This is a genomic window from Treponema socranskii subsp. socranskii VPI DR56BR1116 = ATCC 35536 (genome assembly GCF_000468115.1).
GTDB classification, from domain to species: Bacteria; Spirochaetota; Spirochaetia; order Treponematales; family Treponemataceae; genus Treponema_D; species Treponema_D socranskii.
In genome coordinates this window covers 105,914-125,686 of sequence record NZ_AVQI01000084.1, presented here as the reverse complement: position 1 = coordinate 125,686, position 19,773 = coordinate 105,914, and the positions used below count along the sequence as shown (strand labels likewise).

The window sequence follows — 19,773 nt, the reverse complement described above, 5'->3', positions numbered from 1 at the left end:
TTATTTAATCATACTTTCGAGTAAATCCGGAAGATGATTTGCATTATATCGCGAAAAAAACTCATCAGCGGCATTTTGTCTAAATCCGATTTCTTTTTTTGTCCAATTTTCCAGAACGGATATATAATCATCTTCTGTTGCACATCTATAAAAAAGCTTATAATTTATGTTATCTTCAATACCTTCAAATGCTACATCCGAACCGATTACAGGTGTACCGGAAGATAGCGCATCGATAACTTTCACCTTCACGCCTGCACCTTTTTTTAAGGGAGCGATAAGAGCTACGCTTTTAGCAATTTCCGCTATCGGATTATCAACAAAACCGAGATATTGAAAATCGCCGGTACGTTCTATAATCTTTTTCATAGAATCCGAAAGGTCTCCGCCTATAACTTTAAATTTATATTTTTTTATTAATTTTGGATAGACCGTATCGATAAACCATTCCAATGCTTCATAATTCTCTGATCTGTTCCATGCTCCATAAAAACAAAACGAATCCTCTTTACCAATGTATTCTTTCAAATAGTTGAATTTACCTGTTTTTAAATAAAAATTGACCCTTTGTGCATCCACCCCATATATCCGTTCAAGCAATATACAATCTTTGCTACTGAATGCAATTACATGTCGTGCAGTTTTTAAAAGGCTTCCATCCGTTTTTTTTATCCATGGTAATTGTACACCCCCTCGTCTCATATATTTTTGAAACACGACATCATGACACATCAGTATCTTAAAAGGATGAGGCACATAATTTGAATAGATGTGTATTTGTGAAAAATCAAAATACAAAACATCAAATTTATGGGCTCTCTCTTTTATATATCGCAAAATTTGAAAATCATACCGCTTCGTAAAAAAAGGATGAAATCCCAATTTCTTTAAACAATGAAAAACAGACGGTTTAAAAGATTTTAGTATCTGTACTGCATTCGGTAATTCTACCTCATGTCCCGGATATTCAGCATATATAAGCGATACTTCAAAATTTTTATTGACTAAATCAAAAATCAATCTTCTCGAATAATCTTGTCCTGCCGTCCTTTGATTCGGAGGGAAAGCAGTGATAAATAATATTTTCTTCATATAATCTATTCGATATTTTTATTCATAAAAATTAGCAAGCGAAAATTTTTGCATAATATTTCGCATCCAATTCGCTGGAGTAATGTACTTCATAGACAATCCGTGAACTTTTATAATAAAGAGTCCTCCAATTTAGAGCTGCAATTTCTTTTTTAAATTCTGCGGCAGTATGACAAACTTTGCAATCGCACGGTACCTCATATCCAAAATAAGACAGGGGTGTTCCGATAATCTTCTTTCCATACATCATCGCTTCCGCTAACTTTACCTTCATTCCTGAGCCGAAATATAAGGGTGATATAAAAGCAGCCGCACCTAAAAAATACTCTTTTAGATTGTCGACATAATCATAGACAGCTACATTATCCGGTAACATAATTTTTTGTTTTTCGATTTCCGTCTTAAGCTTCGTTCCTATCAGCACAAACTTTTTATCGATTACAGGGGCCAGTTCCCTTATTATAAATTTTGCTCCCTCCACATTTGCAAACGTTGCTGCACCGACAAATAATATATAAGATTCTCCATCCCGACTCTGTAAATCGTTATTCGAGAATATGTCTTTTAAAGTTATCGGTATTATAATTTTTTCATATTGTGTCTTTCCGACAGATTTTGCATCCTCTTTCGTAATAAATAAATTCTTAGCTGCAAACTTTTTTGAATAATATTGATTATATTTGGCAGCCAAATAAATCGAAAGGTATTTTAAACCTTCGACTCTAACAAGATCCCGGTAATAAGCTTCTTCGTTATTATGATAATGGACAATACAAGGAATTACCGTTTTTCGCGACAGGTGTTTCAAAATGATACCGTAAATCGCTTGATCGAAAAAAATATAATCATAGTCACCTGCACGTATTTTTTTAATTAATTGCCGTTCCAATTTAATACTGCTATTCCCAATATACCCTATTAAGCTGTTAAGGAAAGTATATAGCTTATTTTTTTTTTCAAATTTAAACAAATCAACTGTTGCAAATAATTTTAACCCGTTTAAATTCTGAATCGTCCTCTGACTTCCGCCGAAAGTACCATCTAACGGATTATTATAAACAAAAAGAATTTTCACGGCTCTTTTTCCTTATCTTAAAGACACCTAACAGCAACAACATTACAAATGTCCAAATAGCCGGGATAAACATTCCGTATCGTCTAAACGTATATCCGTTAAAAACATTTAGCACGGCCAGAAAGAACATATACGACGAATAATTATAATTCATTTCAGTATTAACGGCTATAGCATCTATCATAAGCTTATATATGAATGTATAAATTAGAACTACAATTAAAAACAACAATAGATACCGTATACCCAGCTTATACAAAATATACGGATAACAAAAACCCAATCCCGCTGAAGTGTCGGTACCGTAATCAGGATATGCGGACAGCATAACTAAATTATTAATTAAACGCAAACTTTTCGTTTTTAAGATAAATGAGGGAACCCATGGAGAAAAGAAAGACATCGCCTCAGCATACTCCGTATTAAAGCGATGATAAAGACTGACAATCTTTTCACTGTTTTGCACAGCAACAGCACTCGTCGAAAAAAAAGACATTCTCTCAGACAGCCTCAAAAATCCATCTAACAGCGAAATCCATTTTAGACTTCCTGTCCTGATCCAAAATTTTAACGGAAACATTACCGTATATAGCAGGCCTCCGCCAAGAAAAAACAGCGGAATTAAAAAGAAAGTTTTAAATCGAAATTTTCTATCGCGACAGCGGATAAAAAGTTCACATAAAAAAAAGTTAAATACAAAAGCAGTCCATCCTTGTATGAATTGTAAAAAGCAAAATAAAAACACAATAAAATAATATTTTTTATTTCTGTTTTCGGCATATCGATAATAATAAATCCAAAAAAAGAAATCGAAATTCCAAAAATAGATTAAAAATGCATAGCTTTTCTGAACATACGCCCCACCTGCCCTACCGATACCGGTTGCCAGATAAAATATATAATTCAATAGAAGTATAAAGATAATATAGGTTTCAAGTTTTTTTCTATCAACTTCGATTGAAAAATTATGCGACAACACGATTCGATATCTGTTAAATAACAAATATAAAAACAAAAGAAATACAAAAAACAAAATTCCGCAAAGAAAGATAAATAAAACGGTTTCATTATTCAATTCGACTGTAATAGCAGAATATGAAAAATCTGCCCTGAATTCTTTCAAAAAAATAATCCATAATGCATTTACAAATAACGGTATAATTACAAAGAAGCTATAAATTGTCAAAAAGGCTTTATTAATGCCGATCTTCCGATTCTTTTTTAATTCCATTTAAAAATTTTCCAAAATACAATCAAGTTTTGAATATGAATTATTCAAAATATAATCATAAAATTCCTCAAATAAACCGTTCTTTTGACAATACTTTTTAAGATCGTTCTGCAGTATTTTCACTTCAATCTCCAATTCCAATGCGTCATAATACAAAGATGAATAATCGGTAATCAACAAATTATAGCTTCCGATAGAATCGTAAATATCCCCCGATCTGTCAAGTTTATAACAGCTGGGTAAATCTTTGGCTTCCAACTGCTGCATATCAATCGGATGCGGGCGGATAACGAAATCGATTTTATTATCGATTATATATTGTATAATATTATCTTGAAAGAAACCTAATGAATCCATCATCGCATATATATTTCCGTTTTCCCTGTAAGTAGGCGCATATAAAATTCTTTTTTGCCGCGTTTTTTCATATTTTTTTGCATAGATATTCCGAGGTTGTTTATGAATTATTATTTTAGGATTACCGATCTTAAAGGATTGTTTATAGATTTTTATCAAATTATTCGCCGGGCAGTATACCTCATTACAATACGCATAATATTTATACGGCATAATATATGTATAAATAACGAACGGAATTTTTTTCAGATACTTTTGCTGCTCCGGCAATGCCGTATTGATTTTTTTTTCCAGGAACACCATGCCATAGCGCAATAATTTTTGCACCCATAATCAGTGGTGAAAAAAAATCAAAAATCGAATGCGTATAATAAACTTCTGCAGCGAATAACTGTAAAATTAATCCGCGTATCGAAAAGCAATAAATCGGGTATACATTCTTAAAAATCGGCGTGGATAACTTATCCTTATTTTTTGTTATAAAATAATATCCCTCCCGAAATTCGTTGATAAACATATATTTTGCATTGTCAACGATATCATATCCGTTCATCGATCCGAAAATTTTAAGTTTTTTATTCTTAGGGATTATTTTCCCAAAAATAAAAGCAGGAAAACAAAGCAACGCGATGAATTTATTTTGAGCAATTTTCCTTGTCAAATATCGGCCATAGGTGTTTTTCATATCAGATGCTTTACAATAGGATATGTAACTTTCTTTATCCATCCAAAGAAAACAGATTCTTTAAATCTTAATTTTAAAGACTTTCTCCGCAATGTCCCATCCGAGTTATATTTCAGATATATATTTTTTTTATAAAATTGCAAGCGTTCAAATAGAAACTCATTTTCTTTATATTGTGTCATATTGTTTTCCAACAACGACGTAAAATACTTCTGCATATCGGATGAAAGTACAGCCCCCGAATATTCCCAGCATCCCGAACAATCCGTAAAATATTTTCCAGAAGGAGTAATCACTCCATATCGCTCAATACTCTGGTTGAGTTTTACAGAGAAATCGGCATGATCCTCCAACAGAACATATTCATGCTCATATTCGGATAACAGGTTCATTCCGTCGCATTTAAATTCTTTACCGGTATATAACTGCGCGATCATAGGCGCGATATCGAGGGTAGATTTTAATTTATCGCTATATATTATTTTTTCATCACCTTTTTTATGAACAAATAAAAAAATTCGGCTTCTATAAGAATCTAACAAGTTTTTGTGCATATCTCGTTTTAACCGATAGCCGTGATCGGAAAGAAAAATGCAGTAATCAAAATTACTGAAATCCAATTTTTCGGTTAAAATATTCAAAATACAGTAGAGCTTTTTCAGACCTATTTGCGGGGTCTTTTCGGAATAATCCATATCCATAACGGTATTATGAAAATCCGGAAAATAGAAAAAATTAAACGAATCTTCTTTAACTGTAAATTTATCCAAATAATCTTGGATAACCAGATCACTTCCACAAAGATTTTCGTCCGTATAAAATCCTTGCGGTAAAAAACCTATATCAACGTTATAGCGATCCAAATAAAATTTTAATGCGATACCATTATCTTTCAATACATCCAGAAATGTTGAGATATTTTTTTTTAAAAAATATTTTGGATATTTAACCCTTGCATCGCATCCATTCTTTTTGGGATAACAACCGGTCAATATACAAGCAGTGCTTCGAGGCGTATCGGGGCCTGGCGTATAACAGTTTCTATATACGGTACCGCCAAGTTTTTCAAAAAAAAGATCAACCTGACTGACAAACCGATTACCATACAGATTTAATAAATCTGGTCGTAACATATCGATAAAACATAACAAAATTTTCATTTACAGTATCTCATCTCTCCTTATCTTTATACCTCTTAAAACCGGTAAATTTAAGACAACTTTAACAACCATAGTCTTAAAATAAATGAATTCGGGAATTCGCATTGTAAGCAAAACAATAAGCATCACACTAAGAACAACAGTAAATATAATTTTTAATAGAAAATTCAAAACAGTTATATGTATAAAAATACAGCGATAGATAAAATTCAATAACAACGCAACCCCTATGCTTATTAAAAAGAAAAACAACTGTTTAAGCAATATCTTTAAACATGATTTATTAAAAAAATATTTATAGAGCCGCTTTGTACGCAAGATCGTCTGAACAAAATAATATAAAACAGTACCTATCATTATACCTAAGATTCCGTATTTCAATCCGAGCAGTAAAGACACTATAAAATTTACAGACAATTCTATCAACGGAGACTTCTTATCTTTATAATAAGATTGTGTTAGATAATAACAATCGATGATAAAATAATTCATAAACGACATTTCAAAAGTGAGTGTCATAAATAATACGGTCTTTTGCGACAAAAGAAATGAATCCCCTAACCATAGCACAATAAAATCATTCGATAGACAAAAGATACATGATGCACATACACTGGCAAGAATAAAAATCATATAATTCAAATCATTTAACATAGCCTCGACTTTATTTCTATTCTCGCAGATGATATAATTTCTAAACGGATCTTTTATAGAAGACGTAATTTGATTCAGCAATGCCGTTACATTTGTATTTATTGTCTTATAATTAGTAAATATCCCTGTATTAACGAGTCCCGTTAAACTCGAGATCAAAAAAGTATCTGTGTATCTTGATATAACGGCTGATAATGAATGCAACGCCATTCCAAATAACTTTTTTATATTTTTCAGATCACCCTGTTCGATTTTCGATTTTTTTAACAGATACGGCTCTTTTTTGTATACATAAACCATACAGGTAATATTAGTTATCAAGATAAAAATTACACTGCAAATCAAATATAAAATAAAACTTTTAAAAATAAAGATGGATAAAATTTTAGTCGTTACTTCAAGAACATAGGTAACAATTTGTATTATAGAAGTAACAAATCGTTTCTGCAGAGCTTCAAGATAAAACGAATAAAATACAAAAAAATAATTGGCCGAATTAAAAATCATATAAATATTATAACATTTTATTATATAGTGAAATGATAAATCTGTACCTTTAAGCAAACTCTTCAAATAAAATGATATAATAAATCCTATTAAGAGAACCAATATCGATCTTAACGTATAAATAATTTTAATAAGATTAAAAATAGAAACAATATGTCTTCTATCCTTCTTCGCAATCGGTTCATATATTTGAAAAAAAATACTGCTCGAAACTCCGCAGTCAAGAGCAATCAGCATTCCAAAGATGCTGTCAAAAAAAGAATACAACCCCAAATATTCCGGTGAAAAAATTTCAACAAATTTTTTCCTTAAATAAAAAGCAAAAAAAATATGAATTATGTTATTTAAAAGTCCAAAAGCGGAATTTATTATTGAATTTTTCTTTCTTGATCTTTCCGACATAACTTTATCAAACACAATTTTTAAAATTATAACACAAATAAAATATCTTAATCAATTACAACTTTCATATGAGCCTATCGTTATTTTAAATTATGATTCAAATCCTTTTTTATCTGCGTTGTACTAATTTCAGGAGTTCTTTTTAAATATATAACCTCACACTTTTTTTTAAGAAAATCAAATTTTCCTTTCCAATCATCTCCAATTACAAATGTATCAATATGATATAAGACAACATCTGTTTCTTTTTGCTCCCAACTTTCTTCCGGAATAACCAAATCAACATATCTTATTGCCTCAAGCAATTGTTTTCTTTTTTCATAATTGAAATAACATTTTTTTTGTTTTTCATTCCAATTGAATTCATCTGTTGATAATGCAACAATCAAATAATCGCCCAAAGATTTTGCCCTTTTTAATAAGTTAATATGTCCATAATGTAACAAATCAAAAGTTCCGTATGTTATTACCCTTTTCAATTTCTCGCTTCCTTTTTATTTTAAAATATCTAACAGCCGAAATTTCGAGTTTAAAACAAATTTACAAAAAAACGTAATCCTTAGAATTTACGTTACAACACAAAAAGCAAGAGTGATTACGCTCATTATGATAAAATATATAACATCTAAGGATTTTGTGAAATCCCTTAGTAAGAATAAAAACCATTGGTAACTTTGAAAATGCGATATTGAAACTCGTGATAATACAATGAGTTACAACTCGTCAAAATCTTGAAAAAAAATCGTCCAAGGCGAGTTTTCCGAGATGCCTCATATATCAATTTTTTACAGCTGCTCCAGTTTCTTAATCCATTCGGAAAAATGTTTGCAAACTTCTTTCAGTCGTTCTATTCCTATTTTCTCAAGAATCGAAATACCTGTAACAACCTTATCATAATCCGGTATACATGAAAGTATCCTTTTGGACGGCGCCGTATCTTCACCGTTATTAATAAGCTCAGGATTTTTAATTTTTATCAAACATTCTCTCAGCGATCCTATATCATAGTCAAAATATGCTTCCGCCAGCCTATCAAGATCGGCGAAAAGGAAACTTTCAAACTCATGCAGTTGTATATATGGAAAATACGCATCAAAAGTTAATCTTTTAATATCGAAAGTACGTATTTCATTTTCCAATAGTTCAACTTTTTTATAGGAATTATTTATATCCGTCATTTTATCCATACCGGGAGTATCGCTCGGAAGCTTATAAAAATCGAACATAGTGGTAACAAACGTGTCTTTATCTTTAAGATTTGCAAGCGTTTTCTCAATTGTAATATGCGCCTTAGCAAAACTGCTCATGCCTCCTTTATACATTTTTCCTTGCCGATTATCTCGTTTTGTAAGTACGGTTACAGGGATAAAAATTTTATCCTGAGATACAAAATAAGGCGCAAGAAGGCGTTTTACAAAATTAACTTCAGTCTGTCCTTCGCACACGACAAAAATACGCTTCACGGCTGCCCGCCTAAAACATTTTTTTCCCATAACTCGGAAAGAGAAAAATCGTCAAGCCATGCGTGCAGCTGCTCTTTATCAAGCCGGCGAAAAAGGCTGCATTTATTAACGTCATCATAGTCGGCAACAATAATCTTCGATGCATCAAAGCTGTCAAGAAGACGAGAGGATTGCGTAGCGACAATAACTTGGACATGCTGCGCTGCCGTTTTTATCATAGAAGCTAATATATCGATTGCCTGCGGATGCAGACCGAGCTCCGGTTCATCGACAATAATGACATTCGGCAGCAATTCAGGCGGTTGTAAAAAAAGCGTTGCGAGCGCGATAAATCTAATCGAACCGTCGGAAAGCTGTTCCGCTCCGAAAGTATATTCGTTATTATCGATACTTAACCATCTTAATTTTATATAGGTAGGATTTAATGCCTGCGGCTCCAGAAAAAAATCATGAAATTGCGGCATCACAAATCTAATTCGTTCCACTATCCTATTATAGTATTTTCCGTATGCAGGGGTCTTTTTTAGCATATAGAGATATGCCGCGATATTCCCGCCGTCACTCATAATATAACGGTTATTCTCTACCTCCGTTGTAGTACGAATATGAGAAGACATCGACGTATCATGAAATTGGAACGTCCTACAATTTGATAAAATATGCTTAATAATTTTTTCACTATTATACTTCAGCTCATGAGAAGCTAAATAACTTTCTTTTTGACCTCCGGCAAGTTCGTATGTTTTGCCTCTCCACTCTATAGATTCATTTGAAAAAATCAAAGAATCCTGTACGCTTTTTACCAAAGTTATAGCATAAACATCCGTATCGTTATTATTAGCAAATGTAAGGCGAGAATGAATAAGGGATTCACATTTCGAACCGAAGTATAAAAGATTTTCCGCAGAACCGTACTTACCGATATAGTTTTGAAACGCTCCGGTCATCATATAGTTCAGCATCTTAAAAAAAGAAAGCAGATTTGTTTTACCTGAACCGTTAGCTCCTATAATGATATTTATATCCGATAATTCCAAATCCAAAGAATTTTTATCAGAACCGATAGATTTAAAACCGGAAAGTTCTATTCTTTTTAAAATCGATCTGTCACCCATTAAAACAGTCCTCAATTCACCTATCCGTTATTGCTTTTATAGATATACCGTTCCTTAAAATTATACAGCAAGTAAACTTCAGATTTAAGATCTGTATAATTACGTGCGCGCAAGCACATACGTCGATACGCGATGTTTGCCTTTCGGCAAACGCGCCGTTAAACGGAACGCGCTATTTCAGTGTTTCGTTTAACCGTTCGTCACAATTACTTATCATTTAACTTTCTATAATACAACTATATCAGTCGACTTCGTCTTTGTAAAGCCGGCTCAGGGCATTAATCTCTCAACACTCCATAAAACTCTTCTGATTTATTTTAACGCTGAACGAGTCGATCGATTCTCTTTTACGCGATACGACGCAGCTTCACACAGAGATGCTGTTTTAATAAATACATCGTTGACTAAAGCAAGGGCTGCCTCAAAAGTCGCTTATCTTTTTGACAGCCCCTTCCGCCCGAACGCAGATTCCGAAAGACTAACTTATCGCCTCGCTCAACCGTCAGTTCGTCTGCATCTGTTACGCCGTCGCTTCATGCCGGCACGTCGTGCACATTTACGCCGCGCACACGCTTCCGTCACTCAAACGAAAGTCCGCTTGCCTCCGGTTTTGCCGTCACTTTGATCGCAGCCCCGTCGGAAAACTTTCCTTCGAGCAGCTCTTTTGCAAGCGGATTTTCCACGTAGGTTTGAATCGCTCGCTTTACCGGCCGCGCACCGAACGCGGGATCGTATCCCTTATCGGCGAGGAAAGCGACGGCTTTGTCGTCGAACGTGATTTTAATTCGTCTGTCGTCGAGCCTGTGCGATACGCGCTCGAGCTGGTTTTTGACGATGCCCGAAATACAGCTTTGATCGAGGCGGCCGAACATGACGATTTCGTCGATGCGGTTTAAAAATTCGGGGCGGAACGTCGATTTGAGCATCTCGCTCACTTTTATTCGCGCGTCGTGCATTTTTTCTGGCGTATCGGCGTCGAGGATCACATCGCTTCCGAGGTTGCTCGTCATGATGATGATCGTATTTTTGAAGTCGACGAGGCGCCCCTGTCCGTCGGTCAAACGTCCGTCGTCGAGCACTTGGAGCAGCACGTTGAATACGTCGGGATGCGCTTTTTCGATTTCGTCGAAAAGCACGACGCTGTACGGACGGCGGCGCACCGCTTCGGTAAGCTGTCCGCCTTCATCGTAGCCGACGTATCCCGGAGGAGCGCCGATCAGACGCGAAACGGAAAACTTTTCCATATATTCGCTCATATCGATTCGCGTAAGCGATTTTTCATCGTTGAACAAAAAGTCCGCAAGCGTTTTTGCAAGTTCGGTTTTTCCGACGCCGGTCGGACCGATAAACAAAAAGCTTCCGAGCGGGCGATTCGGATCGCTCAAGCCGGAACGGTTTCTGCGGATCGCGTCGGAGACGACCTGTACCGCATCGTTTTGTCCGATAACGCGCTTATGCAGCACGGATTCGAGCTGCAAATATTTTTGCTTTTCGCTCGACAACATCTTTGCGACGGGGATTCCCGTCCATTCGCTGACGACGCGCGCGATGTCTTCTTCGGTCACTTCCTGCCGCAAAAGCGATTCGCGTCCGCCCTCTTTTTTGCTGCCGGCTTCCACTGCGGCGGAAAGCTTCTTTTGCAGATCGGGGATAATGCTGTACTTCAATTCGGCGGCTTTCGCAAGGTTTCCTTCGCGCGTATATTTTTCTTCATTGAAGCGCGCCTGTTCGAGTTTTTCTTTGATATCGCGGCTCTTGTTGATATCGGCTTTTTCATTTTGCCACTGGAGCTTCATCGCATCGCGCTTCGCCGAAAGATCGGCGAGTTCTTTTTCGAGTTTTGCGAGCCGCTCTTTCGACGCTTCGTCGTCTTCTTTTGCGAGCGACTGTTTTTCGATGGACAACTGCATGATCTTCCGTTCGATTTGATCGAGCTCGGTCGGCTGGCTTTCGATTTCCATTTTGAGCCGGCTCATCGCTTCGTCGACGAGGTCGATCGCTTTGTCGGGCATAAAGCGGTTCGTGATATAGCGGTTGCTGAGGACTGCCGCCGCGACAAGCGCTTCGTCGTCGATCCGCACGCCGTGGTGAATTTCGTATTTTTCGCGCAGGCCGCGAAGAATCGCGATCGTATCTTCGACCGACGGTTCCGAGCAATAAACCGGCTGAAAGCGCCGTTCGAGCGCCGCATCTTTTTCGATGTATTTCCGATATTCGTCGAGCGTCGTCGCTCCGATCGCCCGAAGCTCTCCGCGAGCGAGCACCGGTTTTAATAAATTCGAAGCGTCCATAGAACCTTCGGACGCGCCCGCACCGACGATCGTATGCAGTTCGTCGATAAAGAGCACGATCTGTCCTTGACTTTTTTGCACTTCCGTGATGACGGCTTTAAGCCGCTCTTCGAATTCCCCGCGGAATTTCGCGCCTGCGACAAGAGAACCCAAATCGAGGGCGAGGAGGCGCTTGTTTTTCAAACTTTCGGGAACATCTCCCGCCGCGATGCGTCTCGCAAGTCCTTCGACGATGGCGGTTTTTCCGACGCCCGGCTCTCCGATGAGCACCGGGTTGTTTTTCGTGCGGCGGCAGAGCACTTGCATGACGCGCCTTATCTCTTCGTCGCGTCCGATAACCGGATCGATTTTATCTTGACGTGCAAGAGAGGTCAAATCACGGCAAAATTTTTCGAGCGAGCGCATCGAAGATTCGGGATCGTTACCGGTTACCTGCTGATTGCCGCGCACGGCTTTCAGTGCGTCCAAAACCGCTTTACGGTCGATACCGTGCCTTCGTAGCATATCGCCCGTACGCCCGTCCGATTCACTCATCGCAAGGAATATATGCTCGGTCGAAAGATATTCGTCGTGCAAATCCGCCATCGCTTTTTCGGCTTTTGCAAGCGCTTTTTGCGCTTCGGATGAAAGCGACATCTGCACGTTACCCCTCACCGTCGGGTAAGAAGCGAGCAATGCATCGTTTTCTCGAAGCAGCGTTTCGACAGGCACGCCGATACGCTCGACAAGGGGCAGGACGATACCGTCCTTTTGCTTTAAAAGCGCGTCGAGTATATGTTCGAGTCCTATTTCACTGTGATCTTTTTGCTGAGCAAGAGCGCTCGCCTGCTGCAGCGCATCCTGCGTTTTAAGTGTAAAATGTTCGTAATCCATGCTTTAAACATACTCACGAATTGCGAATAAAGCAAGAATTTACTATGACAACGATATAGGAAATTGTATTCCCTAAAAAATAGAGTGCACATAAAAAATCGGCGACACTCCCGGCAGCAACAGTCCTGCCGTTTGCGCGGGGAACTTCGCACTCCGTGCTCGTTGCAAGGTTGTGCGGGGAACTTCGCGCTTCGCGTTCGTTGCAAGTGCCGCGGCAAACCGTAATCGAAATCGCACTGCAGCTTGACTGCGGTGTAGGCATTGAACTTCGTGTTAGCCATTATACAGCGAGTTTAAGTTCAGTAATGACTTTCGACATATTTACGTAATCTTCATCATCATGCAAAAGAGCAATGTTATTCTCAATCGCAGTTTCTGCAATAAGCAAATCTATTGTGCTGCAGATTGTAATGCCTTTTCTTCGGCATCTAAAATTCAATTGGGCGGCATTTTCAAATGATTGTACGCCAAGTTTAAGCGAATACAAGGGGATATATTTCAAATAAGATTTTAAGGTTGAAAATTCTTTTTCATCTTTTGAACCTTGCAAAATTTCCTGATAAATAAACTCATTAATACAGAAAGGCTCTTCACTTTGTATCAAATTATCGAGAAATTTTATTCCTTTAGTTTCTCTTCCCTTGAAATAATTTATAAAAACTGAAGTGTCCACAAGAATCATTATACACTCCGCATAGCTTTGTAGTCATAATCATCTGAAAATTGAATTTTACCTTTTAAGTCTGCTAAAGATTTCTTTTTTGTTTTTGCCGGATAATCAAACGATTCCATATATGAAATAACCATTTGAGCCTTTTCATCATCAAGAAGCGTAAAATAATCCATCGCTTTTTCTTTCAATGCAGTCGAGACCATAAAGACCTCCATTTTCAATAAATCATGTTTATTATAGCATGATTTACTGAAAAAACCAGCTGTTTTATTGCAATGCTGACATACTTATCAGCCACATCAGTTTTATAATAGAAGACGGCTGCGTTCAGATTTCGCCGTCTTCGGCTTGCCCGAATTCGCAAAGCGCAAAAGCGACGTGCGCGTCTTCGATTATTTCAAGGCTTTTGCCGATGCGGCGGTACAATTTGATTTCTCCCGTTCCGCTTCCGCCCGCAAGCAGTTTGAGCACTTTTCGGTTTCCTTCGGGAAGTTCGATATTGCGCACAAAGAGTTTCGACGTGTGACATACGATATCGATATCGATAACCCATTTTTTCGTATCGGCGCTCACCGACCAATGCAGCCGCTCGCCCTCTTCGTCGGCAGGCATTTCGGTACAGTCCCACAAAATTTTTTCCGATGCACTTCTTTTTTTCGCCTCAAGCGCGATGTCCGTATTTTCAAACTCCAGCGCGAGGGCAAGGCTGTCTTCGAAGATTCCCTGTACTGTAAAGCTCGAATCGAACAGCGCCTTTCCGCTGATGCGGCTCGTCAAATTCGACGACGAGATATGAAAATAAGGGGCGGGAAAGGTACGGAGAAAATGCACGTCGATATAACCGTAGGATTTTTTCGGGAGTACGCTGAACTCGCGGCCGTCGAGCGTAATGCTTCCCGAAAACGCCGTACGCGCTCCTACGGGAATCCATCTCTCCGAACTTTTTTTATAGCCGGCGGAAAACTGCTTTCGGATTTCACAGCGCAGATCCCACGAAATCTCGCCCGCATCGCAAAAGTATTCGGGTCGGGCTGCACGCTCTTTTGTCGTACGCGAAAGAGAGCCGGAAATCTTTTCCTCACCGAACGAACAGTTTCCGACGGTAATCGGAGAAAGCCGAAATCCACCTGTAACGTCTTTGAGGGCATAATAGCTGCAAATCTGTTTCGGTTTTACACCGAAGGTTCCCGCACGCACGGCGACGTACGACGGCGTTACGATCGATTCGGATCGGAGATTGAATGCGGCTTCCGTTCCCGCAAGCGCATACTGCAAATCATCTTCAGATATCGCCGTACGCGGTTTAAAACCGAGTACGCTTTCGTCCGGAGAAAGGCCCGCGTTGAGCATTTCCCATTCTACAAAAAACAACTGCTCTGCACCGGATACGCTGTCGATGCCGGTAAAGATATAGCGAGTCCACACGACACCGTTTTTTTTAAGCGAAGAGTGCGGCTTCCATCTGCTGAAATTAATAATTTTTTTCGGAGCTGTCATCACAAATCTCCGGCCTTACATTATCCGAGAATTTTTTCGATGCTCTTGGTAATCGCTTTTTTGTCGCGCGGAAAATTGGCGTCGAGAAATTCAAAGCATTCGACTGCAGCGCGCTGTGCGTGTTCATACCATATCGTATACAGTTCCGACTTTATATCATCACCGGGATACGGCGCGCCCTGCACGTCGGAGACGAGATTGCGCAGCATCCGTATGCATTCTTTTGTCTTTTTGTCCATCATAACAGCACCTCGTTTTGAATATTATAGCGACAAATCGATAATAAAGCCAGTGCCTTTTACCGATTTATCGCAGATTACCGCAGTATTCCCGCCTGCGATCGCGCGGGCGTTTTCGGCTGCCGTATGCAAAGAAGCGGCATCGACCGAAAGGATCGCCGCTATATATTCGCTCCATTCTTCATGAGTCATCGCATAAAGCTTTCGCAAAAACCCGCGCGCACCGCGCGATTGAGGCGACTGAGGCTTCGTCACGTCTCCGTAAGTTCCCGTCACCGCGCGGGAAACATCGGTATCGCTGAAACGCATAGCACACACGTCATCGAGGCAGCTTTTAAACGTTTTTATCGATTCAAGCGGAGACGGATCACGGTAGGTACTCATCGAAAAGATTTCAGTTGAAATATCAAAGAGCGCCGATGCACCGTATGCGCCGCCGGTTGTCCGTATGCGCTCCCAAAGGATATTGCCGCGCATCCAGTGACAGAGCACCGTAAGCGCCGCTTTTTCCCGCATCGTCAGCCCGCCGAGATATACCGACTGCGCTGCATAGCCGACTTGCGATGAAAGCGTACACGTTTCAAAGCGTTCGTCTTCCCCTTCGCCGGCCGTTTTTACAAGCGCATAGTATTCACCGTTTTCCGGGCGGACAAGCGGCGAGAGCGCGTGCAAGCCGGCCTTCCGTGCGAATTCGGGAATGCGCGGAAGCACGGTTTTAAGCGACGCTTCGTCGGCCGTAATGTGAATAAGACCTCCCGCATTTCGAATCGATTTTGCCATATCGGAAAAACGATTTCCGACCGAACCGGGATTTTCTTTGCAGATCTTTTCGATCGTCAAAACCTGCGCGACGCCTCCCCACGCTTCTTCGACGGCGGAAGACCTTCCGAGATTCCGCGACGCTCTGAGTTTTGCGTAGCGCGAACCGGAGGGAATGACGGACGAACGGATATCGTTTTTCATTTCGTCCAAAATCGTTTTGACCCGCTTTTCATCCGAAAATGCCGTAAACGCGATTGCTTCTCCGAAAAGCGCGAGCGCTTCATCCGTTTTTTCGACGGGCAGCTTGATGCTGAACGAAAGCCAATCGCGGCCGATATAGTGTTTGTCGCGAACCGAAGAGGCCGCCTTTTGCGCATACGCGCTTTTATACGAGTCGCCCGTCAGCGTGCGCACTCCCATATCGCCCGAGCACAGGGAAGCGGCGGCAGCGCACTCGTCCCATTTTTTTCCGTTCCAGCCGGTATTCGTCGCACAGGCGGCAAAGGCCGGAATATACGGATATGCGCCGACGGGAAGCGCATCGGCAGGATAGCACACATCGATATAGACAATACCGCCCGTCGCTTCACGGTTTACAAAAAGCGCTACTTCGCTTCCGTCCGCTCCTAAGCATGACGACACGTCGGTTGCAATCGGCTCGACTTTCTTTTTCAAATCCGACGGAAGAATGTGCGGAATGCACGCAGTCTCCTTTTCCGTCTCTTTCCGTTTTTGGTAGGCGTGCAGCGCTTCGGTGTTCCGCCGCACTTCACCGGCATCCGCGCCTTTTGCAAGAGACGCGATAAGCTCCCTCTCTTTTTTCGCACGTTGTTTTAAGAATGACGCTTCGGGCGTTACGACGACGAAAGAGCGGGCGGTGTTGTCCAAAAAAACGCGTCGTATGAGAGACGCGATATAGTTTTTATCGGCGGCGATTTTTCGCTTGACCTTATCGAAAGCTGAGCGGTAGCCGAGCGTCGATGCGGGAGATGCACCGTAGTTCCAGCCGTTCAGTGCACGATCGGCGAGTTCGAGAGAAAAAGGATCTCCCCGCACGCGAACGACTTCGCGGTTTGCAAAATCGACGGCAAGGACTGCCGCATCGATATCGTTTTTCGGAATGCCGTTTTCGCACAAATCGACAAGCGTAGAAATTATTAATTTTTTTACCGCATCGGCATCTTTTTTATCGACGCCGCTCAAACCGAAATAGAGCATTTGACAAAACGCTTCGGCGCCTCCGCCTACGGCGAGCCGTTCGCCCAAACGCGAATCGGTCAAGGCCTTTGCGACCGGAGAGCTGTCGTTTCCTGCGAGAAGCTGCAGCAAAAAAATCACTTCCATCGTATCGTCGATATTCGACGAAAGTCCGTATCGCCAGTTGAGCGTTACGTTCGATTTTTTCGCGTCCGATGCCGGGCCGGCTGCATAGACGATCGCTTCTTCACTCATCGCTTTCGGCTCTTCAAGCTTTCGGAAGTTTTCTCCGAACGCGGGAAAACTTTTCGGAACGGCGGGAATCGGATAGATTTTTTCGAGGCGATCGAAAAAGCTTTGCTGCATAAAATCGAGCTGCGTTTCCGTTTTTATATTTCCGTATAAAAATAAAAGACAATTCGCCGGACTGTAATACGAGCGATGAAAATTTCTAAACCGCTCATAGGTAAATGACGGGATGACGAGAGGATCGCCGCCGGAATCGTTTGCATAGCAGGTACCGGAAAACAGGCTTTTGAATTGTTCGTCGAAAGCGACGGAATTGAACGACGAATAATTTCCTTTCATTTCGTTATACACGACGCCCTGAATCGAATAGCCGCCCTTTCCGTCTTCTTCAAGGCGGTGCCCTTCCTGATAAAAGGTTTCTTTTTTTAACAAGGGAAAAAATACCGCATCGGCATATACGTCCATCAAATGAAAATAATCTTTTTCGTTTGCCGAACTCGCAGGATACACCGTCTTATCGGGATAGGTCATCGCATTTAAAAACGTGTACACGCTTTGGTTCATCAAATTGACAAAAGGTTCTTTGACCGGAAATTTTTCCGAACCGCAAAAAACCGAGTGTTCGAGTATGTGCGGAGCTCCCGTCGAATCGGCAACGGGAGTACGGAACGCAAAGGCAAAAAGATTTTCTTCATCGTTATTTACTAAGTGAAAAATTTCGAGTCCCGTCTTTTTATGGCGGAGATACAATCCCTTCGATTCGCAGTCGGGGATATCGGAAATCGATATGAGGTCGAAGCCTTTATAAAATTGTTTCAACTGTTACTCCACGTATTCGCCGTCGTCCCGGCCGTCGATTTTAAATGTACCTTGTTCATACGCGCTCCGCATCGCAGCTAAAAATTTTCCGGTTACGTCGTCGCAGTCGCGCTTGGACATGGGCTTTGCAAGCTGTTCTTCTTCGAGAACGGTATCTCCCCTACCCTTCGAAACGTTGTATAAAATTTTTTTTCGAAACGGTTCGGGTTTTCCCGCGATGAGATAGGCGACCTCTTTTTCGCTCATCGATCTCAAAAGTTCTTGGATAAAACGGTCGTCCGATTTTTCGACGTCTCCGAGCGTAAAGAGTCGTTTCCGTATGTCGTTTGCCAAATCGGCATCTTCTCCGGAAATCGTTTCGATGATTTCGTCTTCCGATGCGAGCGGCATGCGCCTGAGGATTTCGGCGAGCGCACTTCTCCCGTCGATCGATTCCGCTTTTTCCGCAGCAATCGAAAGCGATTTTTCATATATCGCTTTGTCGGTGCGAGCCAGCACATCGGGAGAAACCGGCTGCATTTTCGCAAGGCGTGAAATCACATCGCGCTTCACCTCGACGTCCATCTTTCCGATAACGGCGGCCGCTTTTTCAGGCTTTATGCGAGAGAGCACGAGCGCCTGTACCGCAGGCGATTCGTCTTTTAATAAAAAATACACGCGCTCGCCGTCTGCCGTGTTGAGGTATTCGAAGGGTTTTCCGCCCGAGAGCGAAACCGCCTTTTGCAGCATCGATTCGGCCTTTTCGGCACCGTACGCTTTTTCGAGCATTTCCCGCGCGATGTCCGCACCTCCGCTCTGCCGCGCCTGTTTTAACAGGCCTTCGAATTCGGAAAGTATTTCGGACGCTTCTTTCGGATCAACTCTCCTGATCGACGCGATTTCGGGAATGATTTTTTCAGTCTGCGCTTCGGTCAAGTGCCGCATGACTTTTGCAGCTTCATCGACGCCGATTATTAAAAGAAATTTTGCAACGCGGCGGTACACGCTGTCGCCGGATGAGCTTTCCGGTATTTTTAACAAGCCGTCTCTTTTCAGCGTGTCCGCCGCACGAGAAAGCCCTTCGTTTCCGCCTAAGTTTCCGGTACCTGCGTTCTGCAAAGCCGCCTGTTTCGACAAGGTTTTGCTTTCGGAAAAAATATTTGCAATTTTTCGATTGACGCCTTCAAAGGGCTTGTTCGATCCGCTGCCGGTTGCCGATTGTGCGAGCCGTACGCTGCCTTCTTCGTTCGGCGCCTGCACCCCCGCAGCTTTCATCGCACTCTCATCCGAGGGACGCTCTCCCTTTCGCGCGCCGTTTTTATATGCGTTCGCCCGAATATCGTTCAGATTCATAGCGTCTATAATATAGTGAAATAAAATATCGAGCAAGGCTGTCGCATATCCGCCCGTTTTTTGTTATAGTAAACGCGGAACAACAAGTACGGGAGAAATT

General features: G+C 41.0%; 17 protein-coding genes. All 17 read right to left on the bottom strand.

Annotated features, from left to right (window positions below):
- The 17 genes from HMPREF0860_RS13680 to HMPREF0860_RS12705 all read right to left on the bottom strand — a co-directional run bounded on the left by HMPREF0860_RS13680 (window position 1) and on the right by HMPREF0860_RS12705 (window position 19,673).
- Window positions 1-1,092, bottom strand: coding sequence for a glycosyltransferase (locus tag HMPREF0860_RS13680; RefSeq protein WP_021495847.1), 1,092 nt, complete (start codon window positions 1,090-1,092; stop codon window positions 1-3).
- A gap of 31 nt (window positions 1,093-1,123) precedes the next feature.
- Window positions 1,124-2,167, bottom strand: a complete 1,044-nt coding sequence (locus HMPREF0860_RS12785; protein ID WP_021495844.1) for a glycosyltransferase — start codon at window positions 2,165-2,167, stop codon at window positions 1,124-1,126.
- Window positions 2,145-3,398 carry an oligosaccharide repeat unit polymerase gene (gene wzy, locus HMPREF0860_RS12780; RefSeq protein WP_021495849.1) on the bottom strand — a complete coding sequence of 418 codons (1,254 nt, stop codon included), beginning with the start codon at window positions 3,396-3,398 and terminating at the stop codon, window positions 2,145-2,147. Before wzy ends, HMPREF0860_RS12785 begins: the two co-directional genes overlap by 23 nt.
- Complete coding sequence (locus HMPREF0860_RS12775; RefSeq protein WP_280455376.1) at window positions 3,399-3,968, bottom strand: CDP-glycerol glycerophosphotransferase family protein; 570 nt, start codon at window positions 3,966-3,968, stop codon at window positions 3,399-3,401.
- A complete protein-coding gene (locus tag HMPREF0860_RS13860; protein WP_038082489.1) occupies window positions 3,958-4,440 on the bottom strand; it encodes a hypothetical protein in 483 nt (160 codons plus the stop codon). The genes HMPREF0860_RS12775 and HMPREF0860_RS13860 overlap by 11 nt, the downstream gene beginning before the upstream one ends.
- Window positions 4,437-5,600, bottom strand: a complete 1,164-nt coding sequence (locus tag HMPREF0860_RS12765; protein ID WP_021495855.1) for an alkaline phosphatase family protein — start codon at window positions 5,598-5,600, stop codon at window positions 4,437-4,439. The genes HMPREF0860_RS13860 and HMPREF0860_RS12765 overlap by 4 nt, the downstream gene beginning before the upstream one ends.
- Window positions 5,601-7,178 carry an oligosaccharide flippase family protein gene (locus tag HMPREF0860_RS12760; protein WP_156005629.1) on the bottom strand — a complete coding sequence of 526 codons (1,578 nt, stop codon included), beginning with the start codon at window positions 7,176-7,178 and terminating at the stop codon, window positions 5,601-5,603.
- A 65-nt stretch (window positions 7,179-7,243) separates the two neighbouring features.
- A complete protein-coding gene (gene tagD / locus HMPREF0860_RS12755) occupies window positions 7,244-7,642 on the bottom strand; it encodes a glycerol-3-phosphate cytidylyltransferase (RefSeq protein ID WP_021495850.1) in 399 nt (132 codons plus the stop codon).
- A gap of 306 nt (window positions 7,643-7,948) precedes the next feature.
- Window positions 7,949-8,626, bottom strand: coding sequence for a DUF4276 family protein (locus HMPREF0860_RS12750; protein WP_021330666.1), 678 nt, complete (start codon window positions 8,624-8,626; stop codon window positions 7,949-7,951).
- Complete coding sequence (locus tag HMPREF0860_RS12745; RefSeq protein ID WP_021330831.1) at window positions 8,623-9,741, bottom strand: AAA family ATPase; 1,119 nt, start codon at window positions 9,739-9,741, stop codon at window positions 8,623-8,625. Before HMPREF0860_RS12745 ends, HMPREF0860_RS12750 begins: the two co-directional genes overlap by 4 nt.
- Before the next feature lie 578 nt (window positions 9,742-10,319).
- Entirely contained in the window at window positions 10,320-12,905 is a 2,586-nt protein-coding gene (gene clpB, locus HMPREF0860_RS12740) for an ATP-dependent chaperone ClpB (protein ID WP_021330798.1), read from the bottom strand.
- 280 nt (window positions 12,906-13,185) lie between these two features.
- Window positions 13,186-13,587 (bottom strand): type II toxin-antitoxin system VapC family toxin, encoded by a 402-nt coding sequence (gene vapC, locus HMPREF0860_RS12730; protein ID WP_021330653.1) that lies wholly within the window; start codon window positions 13,585-13,587, stop codon window positions 13,186-13,188.
- On the bottom strand, window positions 13,587-13,781 hold the full coding sequence (locus HMPREF0860_RS12725) for a hypothetical protein (RefSeq protein ID WP_021330827.1): 195 nt from the start codon (window positions 13,779-13,781) through the stop codon (window positions 13,587-13,589). Before HMPREF0860_RS12725 ends, vapC begins: the two co-directional genes overlap by 1 nt.
- A 124-nt stretch (window positions 13,782-13,905) precedes the next feature.
- On the bottom strand, window positions 13,906-15,075 hold the full coding sequence (locus tag HMPREF0860_RS12720) for a hypothetical protein (protein WP_021330710.1): 1,170 nt from the start codon (window positions 15,073-15,075) through the stop codon (window positions 13,906-13,908).
- Between the two features lie 20 nt (window positions 15,076-15,095).
- Entirely contained in the window at window positions 15,096-15,317 is a 222-nt protein-coding gene (locus HMPREF0860_RS12715) for a hypothetical protein (RefSeq protein ID WP_021330761.1), read from the bottom strand.
- A 21-nt stretch (window positions 15,318-15,338) separates the two neighbouring features.
- A complete protein-coding gene (locus tag HMPREF0860_RS12710) occupies window positions 15,339-18,341 on the bottom strand; it encodes an insulinase family protein (protein ID WP_021330825.1) in 3,003 nt (1,000 codons plus the stop codon).
- A gap of 3 nt (window positions 18,342-18,344) precedes the next feature.
- Window positions 18,345-19,673: a flagellar motor switch protein FliG gene (locus HMPREF0860_RS12705; RefSeq protein WP_051169975.1), complete on the bottom strand. Its 1,329-nt coding sequence runs from the start codon at window positions 19,671-19,673 to the stop codon at window positions 18,345-18,347.
- Between the last annotated feature and the right edge of the window lie 100 nt (window positions 19,674-19,773).